Raw genomic sequence first — 21,935 nt, 5'->3', positions numbered from 1 at the left:
TTGGCTAATCCATCTTAACAGGAAGACCGTGACTCGTCTTCTATTTACTCGTCACCTGTCAACACTTTTAGTGACTAGGGCAAATAATCCGTCAGCTGAAATCGTCGCCACCTTCACCTATAGTTTCTTCAGAAATCTTTCTTCTTCAATAAGAGCTCTGAGAATATTTATATGTCTATCCAAATCTGCATTTTTCCGTTCTGATACAGAATTCATCTGTTTTAATTCCGCATTTTTCTTTTCCAACCACACATACTTCCGATTGAGTTCCGCGTGTCTCTGCTCCAATTCTCCATACTTCTGATTAAGCTCCGCGTACTTCCGCTCCAATTCTTCGTACATCTGACTGAGGTCCACGTTCCTCTGTTCCAACTCTTCATGTTTTTGATTGAGTTCCACGTTTCTCCGCTCCAACTCTTCATGTTTCTGATTGAGTTCCACGTTCCTCTGCTCCAACTCTATATTCATTTTATTCAACTCAATAGTTTTTCGTTCCAACTCCTGATTCGTTCGTTTCAGTCCTTCCCGCAGATCATTCAATGTATTGATTTTTTTTCTCTGCTCAAAAAATTCGAATCGATCCTGTAATGGAGTAATTGGGATATAAAAATGGTTTTTGAGATGCTCATCTTCCTTTCGCACATAATATCGATTGAGCCCATCATAATAAACCAAGATATAACCCGCTTTCAGGATAATTGATTCCCAATCCGACCAATTTTCAATAATCTCCGCACTCTCCCAATCCTCAATGACACACATATTCGGTACGGTAGACTCTATTACCAAAATTGTTGGGCGATATTTTTTCCAATCTGCACCCTGAATTACATTTTTTTCATATCCTTCAACATCGATTTTTAGAAAATCGATATGTTCATCACAATACGTTCTGCATATTTCCTTCAACGTACGAACTTCCACAGAATATGATGAAATACCAGCACCGAGCTTTTGCGCTATTGCTTCTACAGTATCTTTGTCAAAGCTTGAAAGATCGGGACGTCTTTCGACTTCGTGTATCGTGAGATTTTCCTCTTTTCTCCCAAGTGCAATATTGAGATTTATGTCTCTCTTTCTCTCTTTTTCTATTTTCGCGTGACTCGAAAAAACGGGTTCAATATTTATCCCACGCCATCCCAGGTCATAAAAGTGTTTCGTAACAGACAGCTCAACAGGATCATGTGCCCCCACATCTATATAAAAACCCTTATCCTTGTTTTTGAAAACGCGATTCAAAACAACATCTTCGAGGTTTTGCGCATATGATATCATCAATGCTTCTCCTGCTATTCAACCTTCTTCCACAGAATATTCAGTGTTGTGGGATATCCCACAGAACTATAGTCATATTTAACGATCGGCTTCCAACCCCTGTCATATGCAGACTTCGACATGGTCCATACATCCGAAGAATAGAAAAGCTGTTCATAGGAAGGCATTTGATTCAATTTTCCCGAAACTTTAAAAAACGTATCGATTACTTTTGGAATATAGTTCCATCGAGAATGCATATTCAGTATTTTAAAAGCCTTTGACCATTTTTTTCTTTCTGATTTTTCCAATGAAAGCCCATGATAAATGTAATCATAGTAATCACGTTCCAATCCCGCCCCGACAATAATATCAAAACAATGAAGACTGTATCCTCCATAAGTAAGGACACGATTGATATCCGAAACAATATTTTGATGCAGTTCTGTATCACATGGATCTACATGTTCCAACGCGGAAATGGAAAAAACAAAATGAAAATAATCACTCGGAAGCTCATCAGAAAAATCTCCCATATATGCGGTAACCAATGTATACGGATGTTGCTCCACATTTTTTGGACCTTGACCAAGACCTTCAAATTTGTCGATATTCCAACATTCATATTCAGAGTGAAGTTTGTTCAACACCCGGGAATTCCCCCCCCCCACTTCCAGTATGCAAGCTCCCGGGGGAATATTATTCCTGATAAAAGAAAGCACAAGAAGATCCTGATACTCCTTTAAATCGCTCCGCTCTGGATCAATTGTGTGCATATAGAGCTCGCTTGAGTATTTTTCAAGCACATCGAAATGTCGATGTTTTGCATAATTATAATCATAAAAACTTGTTGGAGTCGGTTCTTTGCTGTGATGTTCTTCTTGTAAATAAAGACTCCAGTTTATGGAACGATCCGGAATATAAAAAGAACATTTTTTACAATGCTTGGGAAATTTTCCTTTTATAAAGGAATTAATAAATGACTTTCTTCGCTTTGATATTAACAGATCATTCAGTGACTCTTTCTTTAAATCACCCATGACAAAATCATCTGTCAGGCCGGCACATGAACACGCGACGAACAACCCTTTATCATCAATATGAGGATTGAGGGCATAATAACAAGGAACGATGCCGTAATTGGGTAATTCATTTCTTATAACGCGGGTTTTTAGCGGGAGTTCCGGTAAATCATACGAACCTCCCCAGTTTCTGTATATATTGTGCCATTCAATATAGCTTTTTCCCGTTAAACCTTCAGTAACTTGCATTAAGCGCGGGTCTGCATCAAAATCCTCACCACAACCACGCCCCGCAATCACTATCCGTGCCGAATCGGCAAACTTATTTTTCAATTCCAACAACGAAAACAAGTTTGAAAGAACTTTTTCAAAACAGTCAACCCCAAACATTTTCTCATATACAAATTGATTGGGACCAACCGATATTGAGAGAACATTTAAACTTCTTACTATATACTCTACATCTTGTTCAGAATGGTCCTGTAATGCAATAAGGTTCGTAATGAGCGTGATTCTCAGATCTTCTTTGTTAAACGACTCTCTGAGTTGTCTCAATCGATCGGCAAGGAGTGGATCCAACAATACATCCGATATCCTTCCGCTCATCCGCACAAATCTGCAATCAGTACTTTGGATCTGTCCGATGATGTTCTGGAAAAGATCCATTGACATACTATTTCTTTTTCTTTTAATGTCCTTTGATGGACAAAAAGAACATTTGGAATTGCATACATTATTTGTTCCTAAGCCGAAAAATTCCGGTTTCCGTATTAATTCATCATATTCTGATGACACCGCTTGATTCATCGTTCCACTTCATCCTTCACATACATTTTCTAACAGTCGAAAAATACTCCATCTATAACATCTCAGACACTCACTATTTTCATTTCATAGTTGGAGGATTTTTAGAGAATTTTTTTATCTTCTTTAGACCTTCGCGCCCTGTGAGAAGGGATTGAACGCATTCCTATCCGATTGATTGACGGTCAAGCAAACCTTCGAATAACATACCGTTATTCAGCGCATATTTCGAGGCGATGAAAATGCTTCTTGTGAGCAACCCAAGCACGTCCGTCGTTGTCACCCAGTCATCGGGAAACTGCTCGTGATTGGGTTGTGTATAGGGCGTGTATACATATCGGAATCGTTTCTTTAACTCCTCAAAGAGCCATCTTCGACCCGGGCGGCACCCGATTCCATTCAAGCTCTGTGTGATATCTCCTTTATTTTCAGATAGATTATTCACATCACCACACGTACTCACACAGGTTTCAAGTATCATATATTGATTACAGTGAACAACAACCCAGTCCAGAAATTTTATCGGATCTTTTAGATGATACAACAATCCGTAGCAAAAAACGATGTCATATCCGTCGATGTCTTCCCGCCCGGCCCAATCCAAATCCATTTGTACAATATCCACATGCGGAAACTCTGATTTCTCGTACCTTTTCTGCAAAATATCAATATTTTCGGAACGCCCCTCAATAATCAATATATCATGCGCCCTATCGATAAAAAACGGTGACAGATCTCCAATGCCCGCACCGAGTTCCAACACACTTCGACCTTCAATCGGAAGATTGAGGCTCAACAGGTGTTCCATTCTGGCATTATTGATTTTTTGATAATGAGCTCTCTCAAAAGGATTTGTATCTTCCCGACTACTCATGAGATGGTATCTTGCTTGTTATATTGGTGGTCGACAAACCATTTGTATGTCATGTTCAGTCCCTCTTCCATCCCGATTCTTGCCGACCATCCAATCCGGTCCAACCGCGAAACGTCCAGAAGCTTCTGTGGCGTGCCGTCAGGTTTTGAAGTGTCATAGACGATTTCTCCTTCATATCCCACAATACCCTTGATCATTTTTCCCAGCTCATCAATGGTGAGATCAATTCCGGTACCGACATTCAGGATTTCGGCATCATCATAGTAATTCATCAGATACACACATGCATCTGCAAGATCGTCCACGTGAAGAAACTCACGTCGGGGAGAACCGGTCCCCCACATCACAACCTGGTTTTCACCCCTTGTCTTCGCATCATGAAATTTCCTGATAAGACCGGGCAACACGTGTGACGTCTCAAGATCAAAATTATCGTTCGGACCGTAAAGATTCGTCGGCATCGGACATATTGCATTAAACCCATATTGTTTCCTGTACGCCTGACACATTTTAATACCCGCGATTTTCGCGATCGCATACCACTGGTTTGTCGGTTCCAGATCCCCCGAGAGCAAATATTCCTCTTTTAACGGCTGGGGGGCCAATTTTGGATAGATACAGGAAGAACCGAGAAATAGAAATTTCTTTACGCCAAACCGATACGCCGCATCGATGACATTCGTCTGTATCTGAAGGTTATCCCTGATAAAATCCGCGGGATACGTATCATTTGCCAGGATACCCCCCACTCGTGCCGCGGCAAGAAAAACATATTCGGGCCTTTCTTCGCTGAAAAATGCATCGACCATCGCTTGATTTCTGAGATCCAGCTCCCCACTGGTTTTCATCAGGATACTAGTGTAATTATCCGTCCGAAGCCTTCGAACAATCGCCGAACCCACAAGCCCCCTGTGACCGGCCACATATATCTTATCGTTACTCTTCATACTTATTCTCGCGGCATGTGTACCTTGAAGCCCTCTCGGAGACATAATTCCTTCTTTCTCGCCTCATTCAGATCGTGTTCAACCATTTCACGAACCATTTCTTCAAAAGATATTTTCGGCTCCCATCCAAGTTTCGTTTTTGCCTTTGTCGGATCCCCGAGAAGCGTCTCAACCTCCGTGGGCCTGTAATATCTGGGGTCGATTTCAACTATCAGATTCCCGGTTTTTTTATCATAGCCCTTCTCTTGAACACCCTCTCCCTCCCAGACAATATCCATGTCCAATTCTTTTCCGGCAATCTCAACAAAATCTCTGACGGAGTGCTGCCGTCCGGTGGCGATCACATAATCATCCGGTTCGTCCTGTTGAAGCATGAGCCACTGCATTTCCACATAGTCTTTTGCATGACCCCAATCACGCTTTGCATCCATATTCCCCAGATACAGCCTTTCTTCCAGTCCCAATTTTATATGAGCCAAAGCGCGAGTGATTTTTCGCGTGACAAATGTCTCGCCCCTCAAGGGCGATTCATGATTGAATAGAATTCCATTGCAGGCAAAGATGTTGTATGCTTCCCTATAATTCACGCAGATCCAATATGCATACAGCTTCGCAGCGGCATAGGGTGAACGAGGATAAAACGGCGTTGTTTCCTTTTGCGGGGTCTCCCTGACCAGTCCAAACAATTCGGATGTAGAGGCTTGGTAGAATTTTGTTTTTCGCTCCAAACCCAGAATACGAATGGCTTCCAATATCCTCAAGACTCCAAGGCCGGTAACATCCGCAGTAAATTCCGGTGTTTCAAAAGAAACCGCAACATGACTTTGAGCCCCCAAATTGTAGATTTCGGTAGGTTGAACCTCCTGTATGATACGAACAAGATTCGTGGCATCCGATAAATCCCCATAATGGAGATAAAAACGCCTGTGAACATCATGGGGGTCTTCGTATATATCATCAATGCGTTCCGTATTGAACAGAGACGCACGGCGTTTTATTCCATGTACTTCATAATCTTTTTCCAAAAGAAATTTTGCCAGGTATGCGCCGTCCTGTCCGGTGACTCCTGATATAAGCGCGACTTTATTCTCTCGCATATCTATATTTTCCCATCAAATGTTTCGGTTCCAATGTTATATATCACCGTACGTGCCTATGTAGTTCGGCCGTATTGATCCTCCAACCTCTCGATATCATCCTCATCGATGTATCCCCCGGTCTGAACCTCAATAATCTCAAGGGGAATCATCCCGGGATTTTCAAGTTTATGGACATTCCCCAATGGGATGTATGTGGACTGGTCTTCCGTCAAGAAAATCTCATTCTCTCCATTCACTATCTTTGCCGTGCCGCGAACGACGACCCAATGCTCGGCTCTATGATGATGTCTTTGCAGGGATAACGACTTCCCGGGATTTACCGTGATACTTTTAACTTTAAACCTATCGCCAGAAAAAAGTGTTTTATAGTTTCCCCAGGGACGATAAACCGTCGTATGTATACTCACCTCTTCTCTGCCGTCTTCATTGAGCAGATGAACAACATCCTTCAACTGCGGCAGGAACTCTTTTGACGATACCAAAACGGCATCCGGGGTCTCCACAACAATCGAATCCTCGATGCCCAATGTTGTTACGAGTCGAGATGATGAATGGATATAAGAATTACGCGTATGCTGATTGATCACATCTCCAATGACGGCGTTTCCGTCATCATCGATTCGAGTGGATTCATACATCGCCTTCCATGAACCCAGATCGCTCCACCTCGTATCCAGTGGAATCACACAGATGTTTTGAGATTTTTCCATTACCGCATAATCTATTGAGTCCGACGGGCATGCAACAAAAGATCTCTCATCCAGTCTGAAAAATCCGATATCCATGGTTGTCTTATCCACAGCCTTCACACATGCAGCATGAATATCGGGAGTATGCTGCACCAGCTCGTGCAGATACTGCCCCGCTCGAAACATAAACATCCCGCTGTTCCACATGTATTCTCCCGAATGAAACAGTTCTTGCGCCTTCTTTTGTTTCGGCTTTTCAATGAACCTATTGACGAAGAATACGTGTTCACTCTTTTGTTCTCCCCTGTGTATATATCCATATGCGGTCTCTGGAGAAGTCGGCACGATACCAAAACAGACGAGCATTCCATCTTTCGCTTCTTGTTTTCCACATTCAATCGATCTTTTAAAAGAGTCGTTGCTCTCCAGTAAGTGGTCCGCGGGCATTACAAAAAGTATCTCGTCTTTCTGTGCCATTAATGCCGCTGATGCGACAGCGGGCGCCGTGTTTCTTCCCACAGGCTCCAATATGATTTTCCCCTGTACTCCCACATCCTGTAACTGCTCGGCGACAAGAAATCTGTGCTCAATGTTACAAACAACGAAGGGCTCTCGTATTTTTAAATCCGAAAGTCTCTGAACCGTATCCTTGAATAATGTTCTTCCAGGTGATATTTCCATAAACTGCTTAGGATGCAGTTCACGAGAAAGCGGCCACAGTCTCGTCCCCTTGCCACCGCAGAGTATCACCGGTCGTATCGGAGTATGTGAATCTTTCATTTGCTGTTTGGATATATAAATGTTGTACTTACTGTTTCAACCAATCCTATTATCGACATAGTCTTTCACAACTTTTTTTGGTAACCCGTGTCCAAGGATTTTCCCCCTATCAAGCCATAATACCCGTGTACATAACTGGCTAATAAAATTCAGATTATGCGATACAACTACAACCGCATCCGATTGACATATCAATTCCTGAATTTTTTCACTCGCTTTCTCTTGAAATGCAGCGTCGCCTGCAGATAATGCTTCGTCAACAATAAGAATATTGGGCTGTATCATTGTGGCAATGCTGAAACCGAGTCTTGCCCTCATCCCCGAAGAATATTGTTTCATGGGTCGGTCAATGAACGCGCCTAACTCAGAAAAATCTATGATATCCTGATAGAGATTTTTCAGTTTTTTTAGGGGTATACCCATTAAAAGTCCGTTGATGAAAATATTGTCTTTGCCGGAAAGCTGCAAGTTGAATCCGGTCCCAAATCCCAGCAATGCACTTGTTTTCCCATTGACCGAAATACTCCCCTCATCGGGCTTGATTATTTCATTCAATGACCTGCAAAGAGTTGTCTTTCCGGCGCCGTTTCTTCCAATGATTCCGAGAATCTCCCCCTTTTTTACCGCCATGTTTATTGACTTCAACGCCCAAAATTCATTTACATTACGTCCTTTTAATGCGAACCTTTTGTTTTGATTCTTATATCCTCTATTTCTCCTCAGATAAAATTTTACACCCAGATTTTCTACACACAGAGCTTCATCGGTCGAGACGACCGATTTCGTTTTTTTAAATTGTGGTTTCCTCTTTCTAATAGTATCCAGAAACTCCTTATATTCATCAGTCACGTAATCAGGTTCACCCGATGCTTTTATCCGACCTCTATGAAGCCACATCGCCTCCGTCGCAATACTTCTGATTAAATCCAAACGATGTGAAGAAATGACGACGATTTTTGTTTTCTTAATGAGCTCCTCTATCTTCTTCTGAGCCATCGATGAGAATTTATAATCGCCGGCACTAAGAATTTCATCAAGCACCAGAATATCCGGTTGAACAATAGAGGCAATGTTGAAACCCAACCTCGCCCTCATGCCGCTGGAATACTTCTTTATCGGTTGATCAATAAAGTCACCCAATTGTGTTTCTTCAATTATTTCAGATGCAACATCCTTCGCTTGCTTTTTTGTGAAGCCAAGCATAAGACAATTGAGATAAATATTTTCTCTTCCCGATAATGCATTGTTAAACCCGACGCCGGTTGAAAGCAATGTTGATATATGACCCTGAACCGTAATCTCCCCTTCGTCCGGTTTCAATATCTCGGAAAGCACACGACAAAGCGTTGTTTTACCGGCTCCATTCGCACCAATTACTCCGAGAACGGTGCCTTGATTCAATTGGAAACTGACATTTTTAAGAGCCCAGAACTCCTTTCTTTTTTCTCTTCGAAGCAACCCTTGGGTGAATAATGATTTCAAATCCTCCCGCCTATTGCCAATAAAATATTTTATGCCAATATTATGAGCGTGAATGAACGGCAGCGTGTCATCTCTCTCCATTTCATTATCAAGATTTTTTTTTGCATGTAAGATACTCATATTATAGGACCTTGATCATCTTATGCTCGTTATTGTAATAGTAGTATGTCATACAACCAATGATAATAACGGCGCCCGCTCCTATGACAAGTAGTATCAATACCTCGGGATTCTTGTCGTACATGATTATATTCCGATATCCCCGCAAAATATACGCCATCGGATTATATTTGATCACCCACCCGATTTTCTGACTGATTGCCATATCTTCTTTCCAAATAACAGGAGAAGCATAGAACCATATCCGTAATAGATGCTTCAGAATATTATCGAAATCTCTGATAAACACAGAAACATATGCAGCAAAAAAACCCAAAGACATAAAAAAAAGGAGTTGGATACACGCTATGAATGGAAACCACAGTATCTTTCCAGATGGGAGCATATGACTGCAAATAAGAAATATGACGACAATAATGAGGCTAAAAGAAAAATTGACTAATGTGGTAAAAGAGGCGCCAATCGGAAAGATCAGTTTCGGCATATTTATCTGTTTTATTAAGGATTCTCTTGTGATAATTGATTTCGAGGAGGTATTGATGGTTCCGGTTCCCCATTGAAAAAAGACAATGCCGATAACCAGATACATCCCAAAATCACTTCCGCCACTCCTAAAAAGGATCGCCACAATGAAGTAATATATGGCAATGGACAGAAGCGGATCAAGGAGCAACCAGAAATATCCGATGAATGAATCTCTGTGTTGTGCTTTTAAACCGGAGACCGTTAAATAGTATATAAGGCTTCTTCTTCTCCAAATCTCGAGAATGTATTCTTTCATAGAAACAATTTCTTTTTTCTCTTAAGCGTCTTTATCACAACCTTGATAGAAGTGATCATAAATCTGGAAATTATCCCAGCAAGAACAATGATGTCAAGAATGAAATTTCTTTCAAAATGCTTTTTGTAGTATACCCACATCCCTCGATGTCGCTCATAATTTATTTTTATGGTTGGAACGGTTTTACTTATGCCGATTTCGTGCTCGACCTGGATATCCGGATAATATTGTATACTGTGCCCGGAAGCCGTAACCCTCTTACAAAAATCGATGTCTTCATAGAAAACAAAAAAGGATTCATCGAAACCGTCCACCTCGTGATAAATCCCCTTTTTGAAAAGTATAGCGCATCCGGAAACCCAATCAACTTTTTGGGTTTCTTCGGGATTTTCTATCGGATCAAGATATTCCCTGGAGTGCCTGTTGTTTGGTATGAGGCTCGTAAAAATCGAACTTCTATTGAAAACTCCGGTCCTGAGTGTGGGAAACCTTCGCGCGGAGTATTGTCTTGCCTTATCCCCCGGGTTGATAACTTTTGGACCTATGATACCTACCCCATTTAATGACAACTCATGTAGACTCTCTTTAAATTGTCTGGTCTGCACCATGGAATCTGGATTGAGAATAAAAACGTAATCGTATTTCGCGTGAGAGACACCAATATTCACTCCCCAGGAAAATCCCCTATTCTCATGTGATTCTATTAGTTTTACTTCCGGGAACTTGTCTTTCACAATTTGCTTTGTATTATCTTTCGAATCATTATCTACAACAATGATTTCGTACACGATATCTTCCACCATAGATATATGGTTAATACAAGATTCAATGTGATTTTCACTGTTATATGAAACGATAACGAAGGAAAGCACCTTTTATATACTCCTGTATCGCCTTTTTATTTTTCTCCGCAGCCAACCGGTACTCATGACTGAAAACAGATATTTATAACTGACTTTACGTACTTTTTGAATTGATTGTCTTTTTCTCATGAGCGAAGGAATCTCTTGAAAAAAATGAGATTTTGCCATTAAAAAGTTTTTCAACTCCCCTTTCAGAAAAAAATAGCATGCCACGAGGGTATTATACAGAAGGTGCAGCGGCAGATGGAGTATACATATCCAAAAAGGCATGTTCTTTATATATACATATTCAATATTCCTCTGTCCATAATAAGAGAAGATTTTTTTTATTTTTCCTATCGAGCCGTGTACCTTGTGGTATACAACGGAATCGGGACAGTAAATACACTTATATCCCGCCAGTTGTGCTCGAAAGTTCAAATCAACATCTTCGCACATGATAAAAAAATCTTCATCAAAACACCCTATTTCTTCAAGCATGCTTTTCCGGTATAAAACGGCTGCCGCACATGCACCAAATACATATTCCTCACCATTATATTTGGCTATGTTTTCGCCCAACCCTCTTTTCTCATTCACTCCACCACGAGTATAGAGGTCTCCCGCGGCATCTATTTTGTTTCTGTCGTAATAATTTATAAGCTTTGAAGCACAGAAACCCGCTTCCGGATGGTTTTCCAGACAGTTCAAGGCGTTCACGAGCCACCCGGAATCTACAACGGTATCACTATTTATAAGTGCGATATATTCCCCCTTTGCACGTTCAATCCCTCTATTGTTTGCGGCAGCGAAGCCGGCATTATAGTCCAGTTTGAGAACTTGTGCCTCCTGGAAATGCGTCTCCACATACTCCAGCGATCCATCTTTCGAATTGTTGTCTACGAAAATTATCTCAAAGTCCTGATATATCTGATTCCGGAGGGATCCCAGCAAATCAGATACATGCTCCAATTCATTCCAGTTTATTATGATTACACTTATTCTCGGAACAGACATTATTTATATATGAAAATGACAAATATATTCAGAGCATTCATGATAAGATTTGTATACTACCAGGCCGAACAAACGGCATTTATATATGTCTCGTGGTTTTCTCGTATAGATTACCTTTTAATCCCGTACAAACTACTAAATACCATCAACTTTCACACATTCGCTCCTGAAAAGACATCGAATGATCATCTCGACACCTTTTCCGGGTGTTTCATTACTGAAGTATACTCCTATTCCCGGATTACCCAACTCCTCATAGGAATGTGATTGCCCGTTAACATCCTCCGTCCTCACTGAAACACTCCTGTGTAATCCCTTCTTATCGCGTTTAATCATAATATCGATGGTTCAACCATCCTAAAAGTTCATATAAAATGCAATGTATATTATCTTTAGTTGCTATAAATGTATATATGCTCATTATTATTTATATATTTAATAAATGTGCTCGCACGTTTCACATCAACAAGCATTTGAAATGCACTTCAACTTTTGGTTCCGATATAATTGAAAAATAGCTGTCATGCTTTTTAAACAACATCAATACAGTTTCCTTGAATATTCGATACACTTTCAGGGAGCGTTAGGTATATCCCTGATTTATAGTGATCGAATTTTATTGGTAATTTCCATTGCCCGATCTCTCTTTTTTGCTTCTATTTATTCATCCCTTTATATATTTTTTATGTTGATTTTTGAATTGTACTTATATTTTTATTGAAGTCAAGTAATAATCGAATTCAAGTATAACTGCTGTTTCATATATTCTTTTATAAGTAGATATCGTTATTCATAAAATCTTTTCTTGTTTTCCTACACATAGGAAGGATTCATTGCATTCCATAAGGTGAACCTATGTCATTCACCTGCTCATGTCCGGTACAAATCTTGAATCCACTTGTCGACTTCTCGGTCATGTCGACATCAAAACCACACAAGGATATCTCAATGTTACGACCCAGCACCTGGATAAATCCGTTGAGAAGCTAAAGCTCAGGCGGGAAAATGCAGATATAATTCCGTTTAGAAAAACATAAAAAGTTATGTCACACTTTATGTCACGCTAAAAAAAACGGCCACCCTCAAGGTGGCCTCACTATTTAAAATTACTGGTGCGCCCGGCAGGATTTGAACCTGCGACCTACGGATTCGTAGTCCGGCGCTCTATCCGGGCTGAGCTACGGGCGCACAATATCTATAAAGAAAGCGTAGATTTTAATCCATACGGTCCCGTCTTGTCAACTTATTTCCGCCCTCAAATACCCGCTTTTTCGGCCCTATTACCCTCGCGCCTTTGCCGTATACACAAACGGCTATCCGTCATCATGCAAACAGCTCTTCCGCTTCATCAGCCTCACCGAAGATATCGGGACGCACCGTGACTCCGAGCTGATCCAGCTCACCCAGAAGAATGGGTTTGATGTCGTGAAGAACATCCGCCGGCACAACGTGGGTCAATACATCCCAAACGCCCTTGATGGCCTCGTTGGTGGAAACCTTGAGATCCACCACCGAATTCTGGGACACCATGAAAATGGTGGTAAAGCTGCCCGCGTGTTTCAGTCCGTCCAGAATCTTCTTCTGGACATCAGGATGGTGCTCGCCCAGATAATCGAGGAAGGCATTCAGGGCCGAGAGTGTCAATTCCTTCTGGGGCTCCTCCTTCTTCAGCAGTTCAAGCCCCACCTCCAGGCTCATCATCCGGGTTAGAAACTCCACAACCAGATCCCCCTTGATCACATCGCCGTGTTGCGGCGCAATGACCTCGGGCATCGGATTGAGCATACTCACTTTGTTGATCGTCTCCTGGAGGGCGTCCCTCGTGGGCATGTATATCTGATGCATGACGGAGATACCCTCCCACGACTCCTCTGTGGCCCATACGCCGTTTCCGGATCGGGAGTTCAGTCCCGCCAGGAAGTCCCCCGAGAAGAGCACCTGGGATTCAAAATCATAAAACATCACGGCGCCGCGAAAATGACAAAAATACGCCGGGACAAACTGCACCCGATGCCCGGTCTTTGCGATGCGCATGATCTTGTTTCTGAAGTTTTCCACCGCCAAAAAGCGGTTCTCCGGTATGCCGTAGGTCCTGATCAAACGCCAGGTATCGATGGCGCTGATCACTCGGGACTTCGGAGCGCTGGTCAACAACGCCCCCAGACTGGCGGTGATGTCCGGATCCTGGTGGCTGAGAAAGATCAAATCCAGGTTCTGTAGTCCACCGATCAGCTTCTTCGTTATCTCCGTAATCTGAGGAATCTCATGGCGTGTTCCTGGATCGAACAACATGCTTACGATTTTTCCGTCCTCGCCCATAAATCGCTTCAGATACACGTTTCGATGAAAATCTTCCTCTTCGCTTCTGAAGTGGTAAAATTCTTTTCCCACCTCATGGATTTTCTCGTTGGACATGTCGCATCACCTTTCACTCTAACAGTTTCGATACATTCGTCCGGTCTCGTCATATGTAATCGACGGAAGCCGACACAGGATATTCATATCATTATACTCTGCTTTTATCCCGCATACAACAACCCAATTAATTCTTTACTGGAACTTCGAAACGTGTATAATACCACAAACCGGCATGTGCGGTTTCTCAATCCATGTGCCCGCCTGGGGAGATACCGGAGATGATTCATCGCCTCCCCGTTTGCATTACCATCATCATAAAGGGAGCGACATGAAGCTGACCGATGATCTCTATGCGTATCCGTGGACGAGCATGTTCGAAAACAACTGCAACAGCTACCTGATCGGCGGCGACGTGATGGCGCTGGTGGATCCGGGTCTTCTCGTACACTTCACGGAGCTTGCCCGGAGCATCGCCCGAGACGGGCTGGATACCGACGACATCAAGCACGTCATCCTGACCCACAGCCATCCCGATCACTTCGAGGCCGTGGAGCGTTTTATAAAAAGCGACGACGTGACAATCTACATGAGCGCCGAGGAGGCGGCCTTCATGGAGGAAATCGGGAAGGAATTTTTCCCCGCTTTTGGGCTGTCGGTCCCGGAATATCGGATCGACGTATTACTCGATGAGGGAGAAATAGAAATCGGCGGTGAGACCTTTCAGGTTTTGATCACGCCGGGGCACTCCCCCGGCTCTGCGTGTATCTACTGGCCCAAGAAGAAGGCCCTCTTTTCCGGAGACGTGGCGTTTTCCCGCAACGTCGGCAGGACGGATTTTCCCGGTGGGAGCGGGGACTTGCTCAAGGAGAGCATCGAGAGAATCAGCACGCTTGACGCGGAATACCTGCTTCCCGGCCACATGGAGGTGGTCGTCGGGAAGGAGAACGTGGAGGAAAACTTCAACCTGATCAAGCGGGGGATATTTCCGTACATATGACCGGGCAGTACCCGGGCCGATATGAGGGTGTGATAAGATACCTTCCCATCCGTCGACGGACACCTACCTTGTCAGCCTGCTGATGCCTCCCCAACAGCCGATCCAGATTGTGCCCTCATAATCCTCGGCGAGAGCGGTCACCCGGTCGTCCACAATGCCGTCTTCGGCGGTTATCAACCTCCAGTCCCGACCGTCGTAGACCGCCACGCCGCCCCCCCAGGTCCCCACCCATACCGAACCCTCGTGATCGACGACCAGGGATGTGACCTCGTTGGAAAGAAGCTCGTTTTTGACGGTGAAAACATCCTTCACAGAGCCGTTCCTATAGCGAACGAGTCCCTTTGAGGTGCCGATCCAGACTTCGCCGTCGGGAGAAAAGGCAACGGCGGAGATGAGATTCGAAGGCAGGCCGTCGTCCCGATCGATGATCTCCCACATTCCCCCGGTCACCACCCCTACCCCCATCGTGTAGGTCCCCAGCCAGAGATCGCCCATAGGATCCTTGACGATGCGGGTGATGATGGGGGTCAGGATCTCTTCGCCGACACCGATGTGCACCCATTTCGTCCCGTCGAACCGGGCGATGCCGCCCTTGGTGCCGACCCAGATGGTTCCATCGGCGGCCTCGGTGACATCATATACCGTATCACTGGGAAGGCCGTCCTTGCTCCGATAGGTTGTCCAGGTGCCGTCGTAGCGGGACAGCCCGTCCACGGTTCCGAACCAGAGACCGCCGCTTTCGTCCATTGTCATGGATGTGACGAGGTTCCCGACGAGACCCTGATCGGTGGTATAGCGGGTCCAGCCGCCGCCGTATTTCAAAACCCCGCCCTCGGTGCATATCCACACCTCATCATCAAAACAGTATATGTTGGTCACAGCGTTCTTATCTTTATCCCGGCTGGTGATGTTGCTGATGATATATTCATCCTGTGCGGACGCCATGGATGATGCGACAACGAGCAACGCCAGGCATACACCGGTTATCAGGGAAGCGATATCCCATCCACGCCTTTTCATATGCACCTTTCAATTTTTAAGGTAAACGCCGGATATCATACCAGAAACGGGACGATTTCGTCAAGAAGATGCACGCCGGTTATGACCGGGGATGATATTTTTTATGGACGGATTTGAGCCGCTCCCGCTCCACATGGGTATAGATTTCGGTGGTAGTAATGTCCGCATGACCGAGCATGGCCTGGACGGATCGAAGGTCCGCCCCCCCGGCCAAGAGGTGGGTGGCGAAAGAATGTCGGATGGTGTGGGGGCTGATATCCTTCGTAATCCCCGCACTCAGGGAGTATTTCTTGATCGCGCTCCAAAAATACTGGCGGGTCAGACCCCTGCCGTTCCTGTTGAGAAACACGATACCCGCGCCTTTGCCCTTGTCCATAAGGGGCCGGATGTGAAAGATATAGTAATCGAGCCATTTTACCGCGTCCTCGCCCAGGGGCACAATGCGCTCCTTGTCGCCCTTTCCCCTGGCGATGAGGTATCCCACCTCCAGGTTGACGGCGTTCAACCGCAGCTCAACCAGCTCCGTGACCCTCAGGCCCGCGGCATAGAGCACCTCGAGCATGGCCCGATCACGAGCCCCCCAGGGGGTCGTGCCGTCCGGAGCATTCATGAGGGCGCGGATTTCGCTTGATGTGAGGTATCGGGGCAGCTTCGACAGGAAGCGGGGCGACTCCAGAAGCTCCAATGGATTGGCCGCGACCACCCCCTCCCGCATCAGGAAGTTGAAAAAAGAGCGGATGGAGCTTGCGTACCGCACCCGGCTGCGTACCGACATCCCGGACACTTCGAGATAATCCAGAAACGCTCTGGCTGTTTCATCGGTTACCAGCGCCGGGTCTGTTATATTGTTTTCGATGAGAAAGTCATAGAATCGCTTCAAGTCGTTCCCGTACGCCTCCACCGTGTTGCGGGAAAGCCCCCGCTCCACACGGATATGATCGATGAATTTGTCTATACACGCGTCCATATATTCACTACCAATTCATCCGGGCGGTATTGATCTCGGTGATGTATTTTTCCACCCCGTCGCAGATGCCGTCCGCCAGCGCCTTGAGATATTCCTCATCCTGGAGGCGCTTCTCCTCCCGGGTGTTGGAGATAAACGATCCCTCGATCAGTATCGACGGCATCTGCGCGCCCACCAGCACCCAGAAGGGACCGGGCAGCACGCCCATGTCGTTGATTTTATCGTATGTATCGGATGTTTCGGCGACCATGCCGTTCTGAACGAAGGTCCCCAAAAGACTCGACTCGTTTCGCTTGGCGCTGACCATCAGGTCCGTGAGGATGATATCGAGCTCCGAGAGTTTTTCGACTGTGGTGAAGTTCTCCCGGGCCGCCACACCCAGGGCCTTCTCATCGGAGGTGACGGAGAGATAATAGGTGGAGATGCCGTAGGGGCTGCTGCTCTTGTTTGCGTTGTTATGAAGCGATATGAAGAGGTCAGCATCGCGATCGTTGGCGATGGCGGTGCGCTCCTTCAGGCTCAGATAGGTATCGTCGGTGCGGGTCATGATGACCACAAGGCCGAGCCGATCCTCGATATATTCCTTGAGATATTTTGCGATTTTCAGGTTGGCGGTTTTCTCATAATACCCGGTGGGCCCCACCGCCCCCGGGTCCTTTCCCCCGTGTCCCGGATCGAGCACCACCACCGTGATATCCACAGGCTCGAGATCCCCCCTCTTTTGGGCCTCCTTCTCCGGGGTCGGGATCGCAACATCCTCCCCCGCAGTATCATTGCCCGCGTCCCCGGACGCATCCTCGGTTTCTTTCCAAGGAGCCGACGCGACGTCCTCCTCCTCGGAAAAGACGTCTATCACAATTCGGTCCGGAGAGCTCAATGTGAAGACGGAGCAGACCTTCGGGCCCGTGAGATCCAGCACCAGTCGGAGCGTTTTGTCGCCCCCGGCGCCGATCCTGACCTTTTCTATGCGGTCATCATTGATAATCGTCGGCTCGGAATCGGCCCCGGGCCACGTCGCGCCCGGAATATCCACAAACAACCGATCGGAAAGACCCGTTTCTTCATCCGGCGGCAGCATCCCGAAGCTGCACGTCCCCTCGTCATCCAGATCCAACACCAGCCGGGTGTATTCCGGCCCCGTATGGTACCTGAGTCCGCCGACGACCGGACCATCCACAGTCGGGGACTCGTCGGTTACGGCCAAAGATGTTTCGATCTCCCGGGGTGCGGGGAACTCCACCCCGGCGCTTTCGTCAACCCCATCCCCCATGCAGTCGGAAACGACGCTCGCCTCATCCAGGCCCGCAATTCGCTCCCGGGCGTCGTCGACCATGTCTCCCTCCGGGTATTCCCGAACCAGGCGGGCGTACAAACAGTACGCTCTTCCCCCCTCGTCGAGAAGGTGAAGGGAGATGTCTCCCGCCACCAGCAGCCCGTCGTCGGCCAGGTTGCTTGTGGGATAGTTGTCGACCAGGTTCACAAAAGCCTCCAGGGAGAGATTCAGATCCCGGGGGTTTTTGGCCTTATTATAAAGGTCCCGATACAGGATGCCCACCATGTAGAGGGCGTCGTCCGCTCGTTCTGAGTCCGGGTGATCCAGCACCACGACCAGAAAGGTGTCTATCACATCCTCCCATGATTCCCGCCACTCCATACGCTCGGGAGAAGAAACCAGTGACAGATACTTCTCCCGGGCGTACTCATACGCCTCATCCGGCCCCTGGGCCCGGGCTCCGGTACCCCACGCCAGAGAGAGCACAACAGCGCATATCACCGCACCTGTTCTGATGTGTGAACCTCTCATTATCTCCAGATGTGCTAAATTATACGTAAAATATCTATAATTTAAACAACATTTTTTAAAATTATATACTCCTTAGTACAACATTTCAAGTACTTTTTTTGTCTTTTGACTTTTCACGGCCTTTGTGATAGATATACACCTCAGATGTCACGAGAATATCCATCCCGGCCCATCCTCGGCGTGGGCGGCGTCGTCGTCCAGGACGATTCAGTCCTCCTGATTCAACGGGGCAAGAACCCGGGACAGGGTATCTGGACCATCCCCGGAGGCAGGGTATCTGTGGGGGAGACGCTCAGGACCGCCGTACAACGGGAGATCCTCGAGGAAACCGGTCTTGTCGTATCCGTCGTCGACACCGTCAAGGTCCTCGAAATCATCGTGCCCGACCAATTCGATGTCCCCTGGTATCATTATGTGCTGGTGGATTATCTGGTCAGTCCCACCGGCGGCGTATTGAGGCCGGCGTCCGACGCCCGGGATGCAGCGTTTTTTTCGAGAACCGGGCTTACCCGTATGGATGTACCGCCGATGACGAAAGAAGTCATCATGCGCGCCTTCGATATGGTCAGTCGCTCGTAAAAAACGTAACGACCTGTTACTACAATAAAAATGTTGTCCCTGGAACATCCTAATATATTTTCGGTCATACTATTACAGGACGGTTGATGCCGCTCCATGACGGGAACGGATATGATGAATCGGCGCTGATCGCCCGGGCCGCCGACGGCGATCACGACGCCTTTACCATCATCATGAAGCAATACAAGGACAGGGTATTCAACACGGCGCTCCGCCTTTTGGGGAACTATGCCATCGCGGAGGAATTGACCCAGGATGTCTTCATCACCGTGTTCAGAAAGCTCCACACCTTCAAGGGGGAGGCGAAGTTTTCCACATGGCTGTATCGCATCACCGTCAATCATTCGAAAAACCGCATCGGATATCTCGCCCGGAGGGCGCATTATCGGCGGGATGAGCTGATGGAATATACCCAGGGAGACGAGTCCATCAGCCTGATCCCCCGAACCGAGCGGCCCGACGACCGTGTCGGCGATCGTGAGATGATGGCGCACCTCATGGATCGATTGGATGCCCTGAAAAAGAAGGATCGGGAAATCATTATTCTCAAGGACTTCGAGGAGCTTACATACGAGGAGATCGCCTCGGTCTTGAACATTGAGCTGGGCACGGTGAAGTCCCGCCTCTCCCGGGCGCGGCGGCAGTTGAAAGAGGCGATGAAGGATATACTGGAAGGTGATTCTGAATAACAAACGGACATCACTACCGCCGTTGGACGACCGCACAGATTCAAGCGGGCGCACAGAAGAGATATCGATGCGGCTGATTTTTCCGCCGGAGCGTGTCACATGAGCAGAGACGAAAAACGGGCACGGGAACTGCTCCCCCTCCTTGCCGACGGCGAGCTTTTGGAGCACGAGGAGGCCCTCGTCCGCCGGATGATGGAGAGAAATCCCTCACTCAAACAAGAGGGCGAGGACTATATCGTCCTGAAGCGCCTGACCTCGGACATGCCCAGGGCCGCCGCCCCGGAGAATATCGAGGGAGCCGTCATCAGCCGCCTTTCTGAAAAGAGGGGCGTTCTCCCCTCTCTCACGTCTTTCTTCACCCCGCCCCGGCGGGTGCCTCTGGAGGCCCTGGGGGTCGCCGCCGCCTGTGTACTGGTGATTTTCGCGGTGATTCGTCTCGTCCCGATATTACCCATGAAGTCGACGGAAGAGTCTGTGGTGGTCGAATCTGTGGAACCCGCAAACAAGGGGAGGGTGGAATCACCGACCCTGACGGTGGGAGAAGACGACGCACCCGCCGTACTCGACGCCGTTCCCCACACATCAGCCGACACGACCCCCTCCCGTTCCGCCGAAAAGTCCTTACCCCTCTTTACCGATAACGACCTCATCGCCGAGGAAGAATCCATCATGGTGGAGCCCGAGGACGAAATCATCGCCGGCGTAACACCGCCACTCCCTGCGGAAGGACACATGGATTCCGTTGACGCGACCGTCCCCGGTTCTTCCCCTCCGGCCATGCCGGACACGGCGCCCGCGGCGATGACGGCGGGGGACACCGTCAAACGCGGCGCGTCCGCCACGATACTTCTTGTATCCACGTCCCGGGGAACGGAACAGCCCATCATCCTGACCATATACACGAAAAATCCGTATGAAACAGAGCGAACGATCATGAACAAGGTGATGGAACTGGGGGGGGATGTCACGCGAATGAGATATGATGTATCCGGGGATACGTACTTGAAAGATAAGAAGGAGGCCTCGGAGTATATCGAGGGAAACCTCCCCCCGATGGTGTACCTCCCGCCGGAAAGCATGGAGGATCTACTGACATTCATCGAGTCACGGTATCCTCCCATCGGCCCGGATCTCGAGGAGCTGGACATGACCGAAAAGGAGGAATTGTTGCAGCTCGATTTTACCGCACCCGACGGAGAAAACTGAAACCGTCGAACAGCCCCCTGCCCCCTTTATCATTGTCACTTTCCCTAAAACGACATCGACCGGATATCCTCCCGGATGCCGGCTGTGAATGAGACACCCATGCCCGATGCCGTGTTACAGGTGCCGTGCCATGATCAGGGCGTCTTCACCGGTATCGGTATAATACCCCTTCCTCACCCCCACGACCTCAAACCCCATACCGTGATACAGGGCGATGCCGGCGTCGTTGTTCTTCCTCACCTCAAGGTGCACATATTCCGCCCCGTGCCTTTGGGCGTACGCCAGCGACCGCTCCAGGAGCATCGTCCCCACCTTCTTCCCCCGGTATTCCTCGTGAACGGCGATGCTCATGATATGCATCTCTCCCGCCACAATCCAGAAGTTGATGTAGCCGATCACCATCCCCAAAAGATCGAGGACGAAGTTGTGGGAAAATTTCAAGGACAGCTCCCGTACAAACAGCTCCAGGGTCCATGGGGTCGGAAACGATGTGTGCTCGATACGGATGACCTGCTGGAGGTCCGTGACCGACATGGGCCTCAATACCGCACGCCCGACGCTTCGGGGGGGGGCACCGACCTCCTCTTTTCTCTTTATGGACAT

The 21,935-nt window shown here is 47.1% G+C and carries 19 protein-coding genes and 1 tRNA gene; 4 read left to right on the top strand and 16 right to left on the bottom strand.

The window, feature by feature from the left end; all coding sequences use genetic code 11:
- Window positions 1-117: 117 nt before the first annotated feature.
- The 12 genes from JW885_04180 to JW885_04125 all read right to left on the bottom strand — a co-directional run bounded on the left by JW885_04180 (window position 118) and on the right by JW885_04125 (window position 14,127).
- Window positions 118-1,275, bottom strand: a complete 1,158-nt coding sequence (locus JW885_04180; protein MBN1881350.1) for an FkbM family methyltransferase — start codon at window positions 1,273-1,275, stop codon at window positions 118-120.
- 14 nt (window positions 1,276-1,289) lie between these two features.
- Window positions 1,290-3,083 (bottom strand): methyltransferase domain-containing protein, encoded by a 1,794-nt coding sequence (locus JW885_04175; GenBank protein ID MBN1881349.1) that lies wholly within the window; start codon window positions 3,081-3,083, stop codon window positions 1,290-1,292.
- A 163-nt stretch (window positions 3,084-3,246) separates the two neighbouring features.
- Window positions 3,247-3,954, bottom strand: a complete 708-nt coding sequence (locus JW885_04170; GenBank protein MBN1881348.1) for a class I SAM-dependent methyltransferase — start codon at window positions 3,952-3,954, stop codon at window positions 3,247-3,249.
- Window positions 3,951-4,901 (bottom strand): GDP-L-fucose synthase, encoded by a 951-nt coding sequence (locus JW885_04165; GenBank protein MBN1881347.1) that lies wholly within the window; start codon window positions 4,899-4,901, stop codon window positions 3,951-3,953. Before JW885_04165 ends, JW885_04170 begins: the two co-directional genes overlap by 4 nt.
- Window positions 4,902-4,903: 2 nt before the next feature.
- Window positions 4,904-5,998, bottom strand: a complete 1,095-nt coding sequence (gene gmd / locus JW885_04160; GenBank protein ID MBN1881346.1) for a GDP-mannose 4,6-dehydratase — start codon at window positions 5,996-5,998, stop codon at window positions 4,904-4,906.
- Window positions 5,999-6,054: 56 nt separating this feature from the next.
- On the bottom strand, window positions 6,055-7,470 hold the full coding sequence (locus tag JW885_04155) for a mannose-1-phosphate guanylyltransferase/mannose-6-phosphate isomerase (GenBank protein MBN1881345.1): 1,416 nt from the start codon (window positions 7,468-7,470) through the stop codon (window positions 6,055-6,057).
- 36 nt (window positions 7,471-7,506) lie between these two features.
- A complete protein-coding gene (locus JW885_04150; GenBank protein MBN1881344.1) occupies window positions 7,507-9,033 on the bottom strand; it encodes an ATP-binding cassette domain-containing protein in 1,527 nt (508 codons plus the stop codon).
- A 40-nt stretch (window positions 9,034-9,073) separates the two neighbouring features.
- A complete protein-coding gene (locus JW885_04145; protein ID MBN1881343.1) occupies window positions 9,074-9,853 on the bottom strand; it encodes an ABC transporter permease in 780 nt (259 codons plus the stop codon).
- Entirely contained in the window at window positions 9,850-10,725 is an 876-nt protein-coding gene (locus JW885_04140) for a glycosyltransferase family 2 protein (protein MBN1881342.1), read from the bottom strand. The genes JW885_04145 and JW885_04140 overlap by 4 nt, the downstream gene beginning before the upstream one ends.
- Before the next feature lie 3 nt (window positions 10,726-10,728).
- A complete protein-coding gene (locus JW885_04135; protein ID MBN1881341.1) occupies window positions 10,729-11,712 on the bottom strand; it encodes a glycosyltransferase family 2 protein in 984 nt (327 codons plus the stop codon).
- A gap of 1,110 nt (window positions 11,713-12,822) precedes the next feature.
- Window positions 12,823-12,900: transfer RNA gene (locus JW885_04130), tRNA-Arg, on the bottom strand.
- 135 nt (window positions 12,901-13,035) lie between these two features.
- Complete coding sequence (locus JW885_04125) at window positions 13,036-14,127, bottom strand: MBL fold metallo-hydrolase (protein MBN1881340.1); 1,092 nt, start codon at window positions 14,125-14,127, stop codon at window positions 13,036-13,038.
- A 271-nt stretch (window positions 14,128-14,398) separates the two neighbouring features.
- Between JW885_04125 and JW885_04120 the strand changes: the two genes are divergently transcribed.
- The gene (locus JW885_04120; protein MBN1881339.1) at window positions 14,399-15,067 is read left to right on the top strand and encodes an MBL fold metallo-hydrolase; all 669 of its coding nucleotides are present in this window, start codon (window positions 14,399-14,401) and stop codon (window positions 15,065-15,067) included.
- A 63-nt stretch (window positions 15,068-15,130) separates the two neighbouring features.
- Here JW885_04120 and JW885_04115 read toward each other — a convergent pair whose 3' ends face one another.
- The 3 genes from JW885_04115 to JW885_04105 form a co-directional block, all read right to left on the bottom strand.
- Window positions 15,131-16,087 carry a hypothetical protein gene (locus JW885_04115; protein ID MBN1881338.1) on the bottom strand — a complete coding sequence of 319 codons (957 nt, stop codon included), beginning with the start codon at window positions 16,085-16,087 and terminating at the stop codon, window positions 15,131-15,133.
- A 79-nt stretch (window positions 16,088-16,166) separates the two neighbouring features.
- Window positions 16,167-17,054 (bottom strand): site-specific tyrosine recombinase XerD, encoded by an 888-nt coding sequence (gene xerD / locus JW885_04110; GenBank protein ID MBN1881337.1) that lies wholly within the window; start codon window positions 17,052-17,054, stop codon window positions 16,167-16,169.
- A gap of 7 nt (window positions 17,055-17,061) precedes the next feature.
- Complete coding sequence (locus JW885_04105; protein ID MBN1881336.1) at window positions 17,062-18,858, bottom strand: N-acetylmuramoyl-L-alanine amidase; 1,797 nt, start codon at window positions 18,856-18,858, stop codon at window positions 17,062-17,064.
- A gap of 144 nt (window positions 18,859-19,002) precedes the next feature.
- Between JW885_04105 and JW885_04100 the strand changes: the two genes are divergently transcribed.
- From JW885_04100 to JW885_04090, 3 genes are all read left to right on the top strand, one after another.
- On the top strand, window positions 19,003-19,437 hold the full coding sequence (locus JW885_04100; protein MBN1881335.1) for an NUDIX hydrolase: 435 nt from the start codon (window positions 19,003-19,005) through the stop codon (window positions 19,435-19,437).
- 86 nt (window positions 19,438-19,523) lie between these two features.
- Window positions 19,524-20,126, top strand: a complete 603-nt coding sequence (locus JW885_04095) for a sigma-70 family RNA polymerase sigma factor (protein MBN1881334.1) — start codon at window positions 19,524-19,526, stop codon at window positions 20,124-20,126.
- A 99-nt stretch (window positions 20,127-20,225) separates the two neighbouring features.
- The gene (locus JW885_04090) at window positions 20,226-21,332 is read left to right on the top strand and encodes a hypothetical protein (protein MBN1881333.1); all 1,107 of its coding nucleotides are present in this window, start codon (window positions 20,226-20,228) and stop codon (window positions 21,330-21,332) included.
- A gap of 114 nt (window positions 21,333-21,446) precedes the next feature.
- On the opposite strand, the gene rimI is transcribed toward JW885_04090, so the two are convergent.
- Window positions 21,447-21,935, bottom strand: coding sequence for a ribosomal protein S18-alanine N-acetyltransferase (gene rimI, locus JW885_04085; protein MBN1881332.1), 489 nt, complete (start codon window positions 21,933-21,935; stop codon window positions 21,447-21,449).

The organism is Candidatus Zymogenaceae bacterium, assembly GCA_016931225.1.
Lineage (GTDB): Bacteria > Desulfobacterota > Zymogenia > Zymogenales > Zymogenaceae > JAFGFE01.
Note: the sequence above shows the minus strand (reverse complement) of the source record. Positions and strands in the feature narration are given on the sequence as shown.

Excerpts from the sequence above, each read along its gene's own strand:
- JW885_04180 (MBN1881350.1), bottom strand. The coding sequence starts at position 1,275 with ATGATATCATATGCGCAAAACCTCGAAGATGTTGTTTTGAATCGCGTT.
- JW885_04175 (MBN1881349.1), bottom strand. The coding sequence starts at position 3,083 with ATGAATCAAGCGGTGTCATCAGAATATGATGAATTAATACGGAAACCG.
- JW885_04170 (MBN1881348.1), bottom strand. The coding sequence starts at position 3,954 with ATGAGTAGTCGGGAAGATACAAATCCTTTTGAGAGAGCTCATTATCAA.
- JW885_04165 (MBN1881347.1), bottom strand. The coding sequence starts at position 4,901 with ATGAAGAGTAACGATAAGATATATGTGGCCGGTCACAGGGGGCTTGTG.
- gmd (MBN1881346.1), bottom strand. The coding sequence starts at position 5,998 with ATGCGAGAGAATAAAGTCGCGCTTATATCAGGAGTCACCGGACAGGAC.
- JW885_04155 (MBN1881345.1), bottom strand. The coding sequence starts at position 7,470 with ATGAAAGATTCACATACTCCGATACGACCGGTGATACTCTGCGGTGGC.
- JW885_04150 (MBN1881344.1), bottom strand. The coding sequence starts at position 9,033 with ATGGAGAGAGATGACACGCTGCCGTTCATTCACGCTCATAATATTGGC.
- JW885_04145 (MBN1881343.1), bottom strand. The coding sequence starts at position 9,853 with ATGAAAGAATACATTCTCGAGATTTGGAGAAGAAGAAGCCTTATATAC.
- JW885_04135 (MBN1881341.1), bottom strand. The coding sequence starts at position 11,712 with ATGTCTGTTCCGAGAATAAGTGTAATCATAATAAACTGGAATGAATTG.
- JW885_04125 (MBN1881340.1), bottom strand. The coding sequence starts at position 14,127 with ATGTCCAACGAGAAAATCCATGAGGTGGGAAAAGAATTTTACCACTTC.
- JW885_04120 (MBN1881339.1), top strand. The coding sequence starts at position 14,399 with ATGAAGCTGACCGATGATCTCTATGCGTATCCGTGGACGAGCATGTTC.
- JW885_04115 (MBN1881338.1), bottom strand. The coding sequence starts at position 16,087 with ATGAAAAGGCGTGGATGGGATATCGCTTCCCTGATAACCGGTGTATGC.
- xerD (MBN1881337.1), bottom strand. The coding sequence starts at position 17,054 with ATGGACGCGTGTATAGACAAATTCATCGATCATATCCGTGTGGAGCGG.
- JW885_04105 (MBN1881336.1), bottom strand. The coding sequence starts at position 18,858 with ATGAGAGGTTCACACATCAGAACAGGTGCGGTGATATGCGCTGTTGTG.
- JW885_04100 (MBN1881335.1), top strand. The coding sequence starts at position 19,003 with ATGTCACGAGAATATCCATCCCGGCCCATCCTCGGCGTGGGCGGCGTC.
- JW885_04095 (MBN1881334.1), top strand. The coding sequence starts at position 19,524 with ATGCCGCTCCATGACGGGAACGGATATGATGAATCGGCGCTGATCGCC.
- JW885_04090 (MBN1881333.1), top strand. The coding sequence starts at position 20,226 with ATGAGCAGAGACGAAAAACGGGCACGGGAACTGCTCCCCCTCCTTGCC.
- rimI (MBN1881332.1), bottom strand. The coding sequence starts at position 21,935 with ATGTCCATAAAGAGAAAAGAGGAGGTCGGTGCCCCCCCCCGAAGCGTC.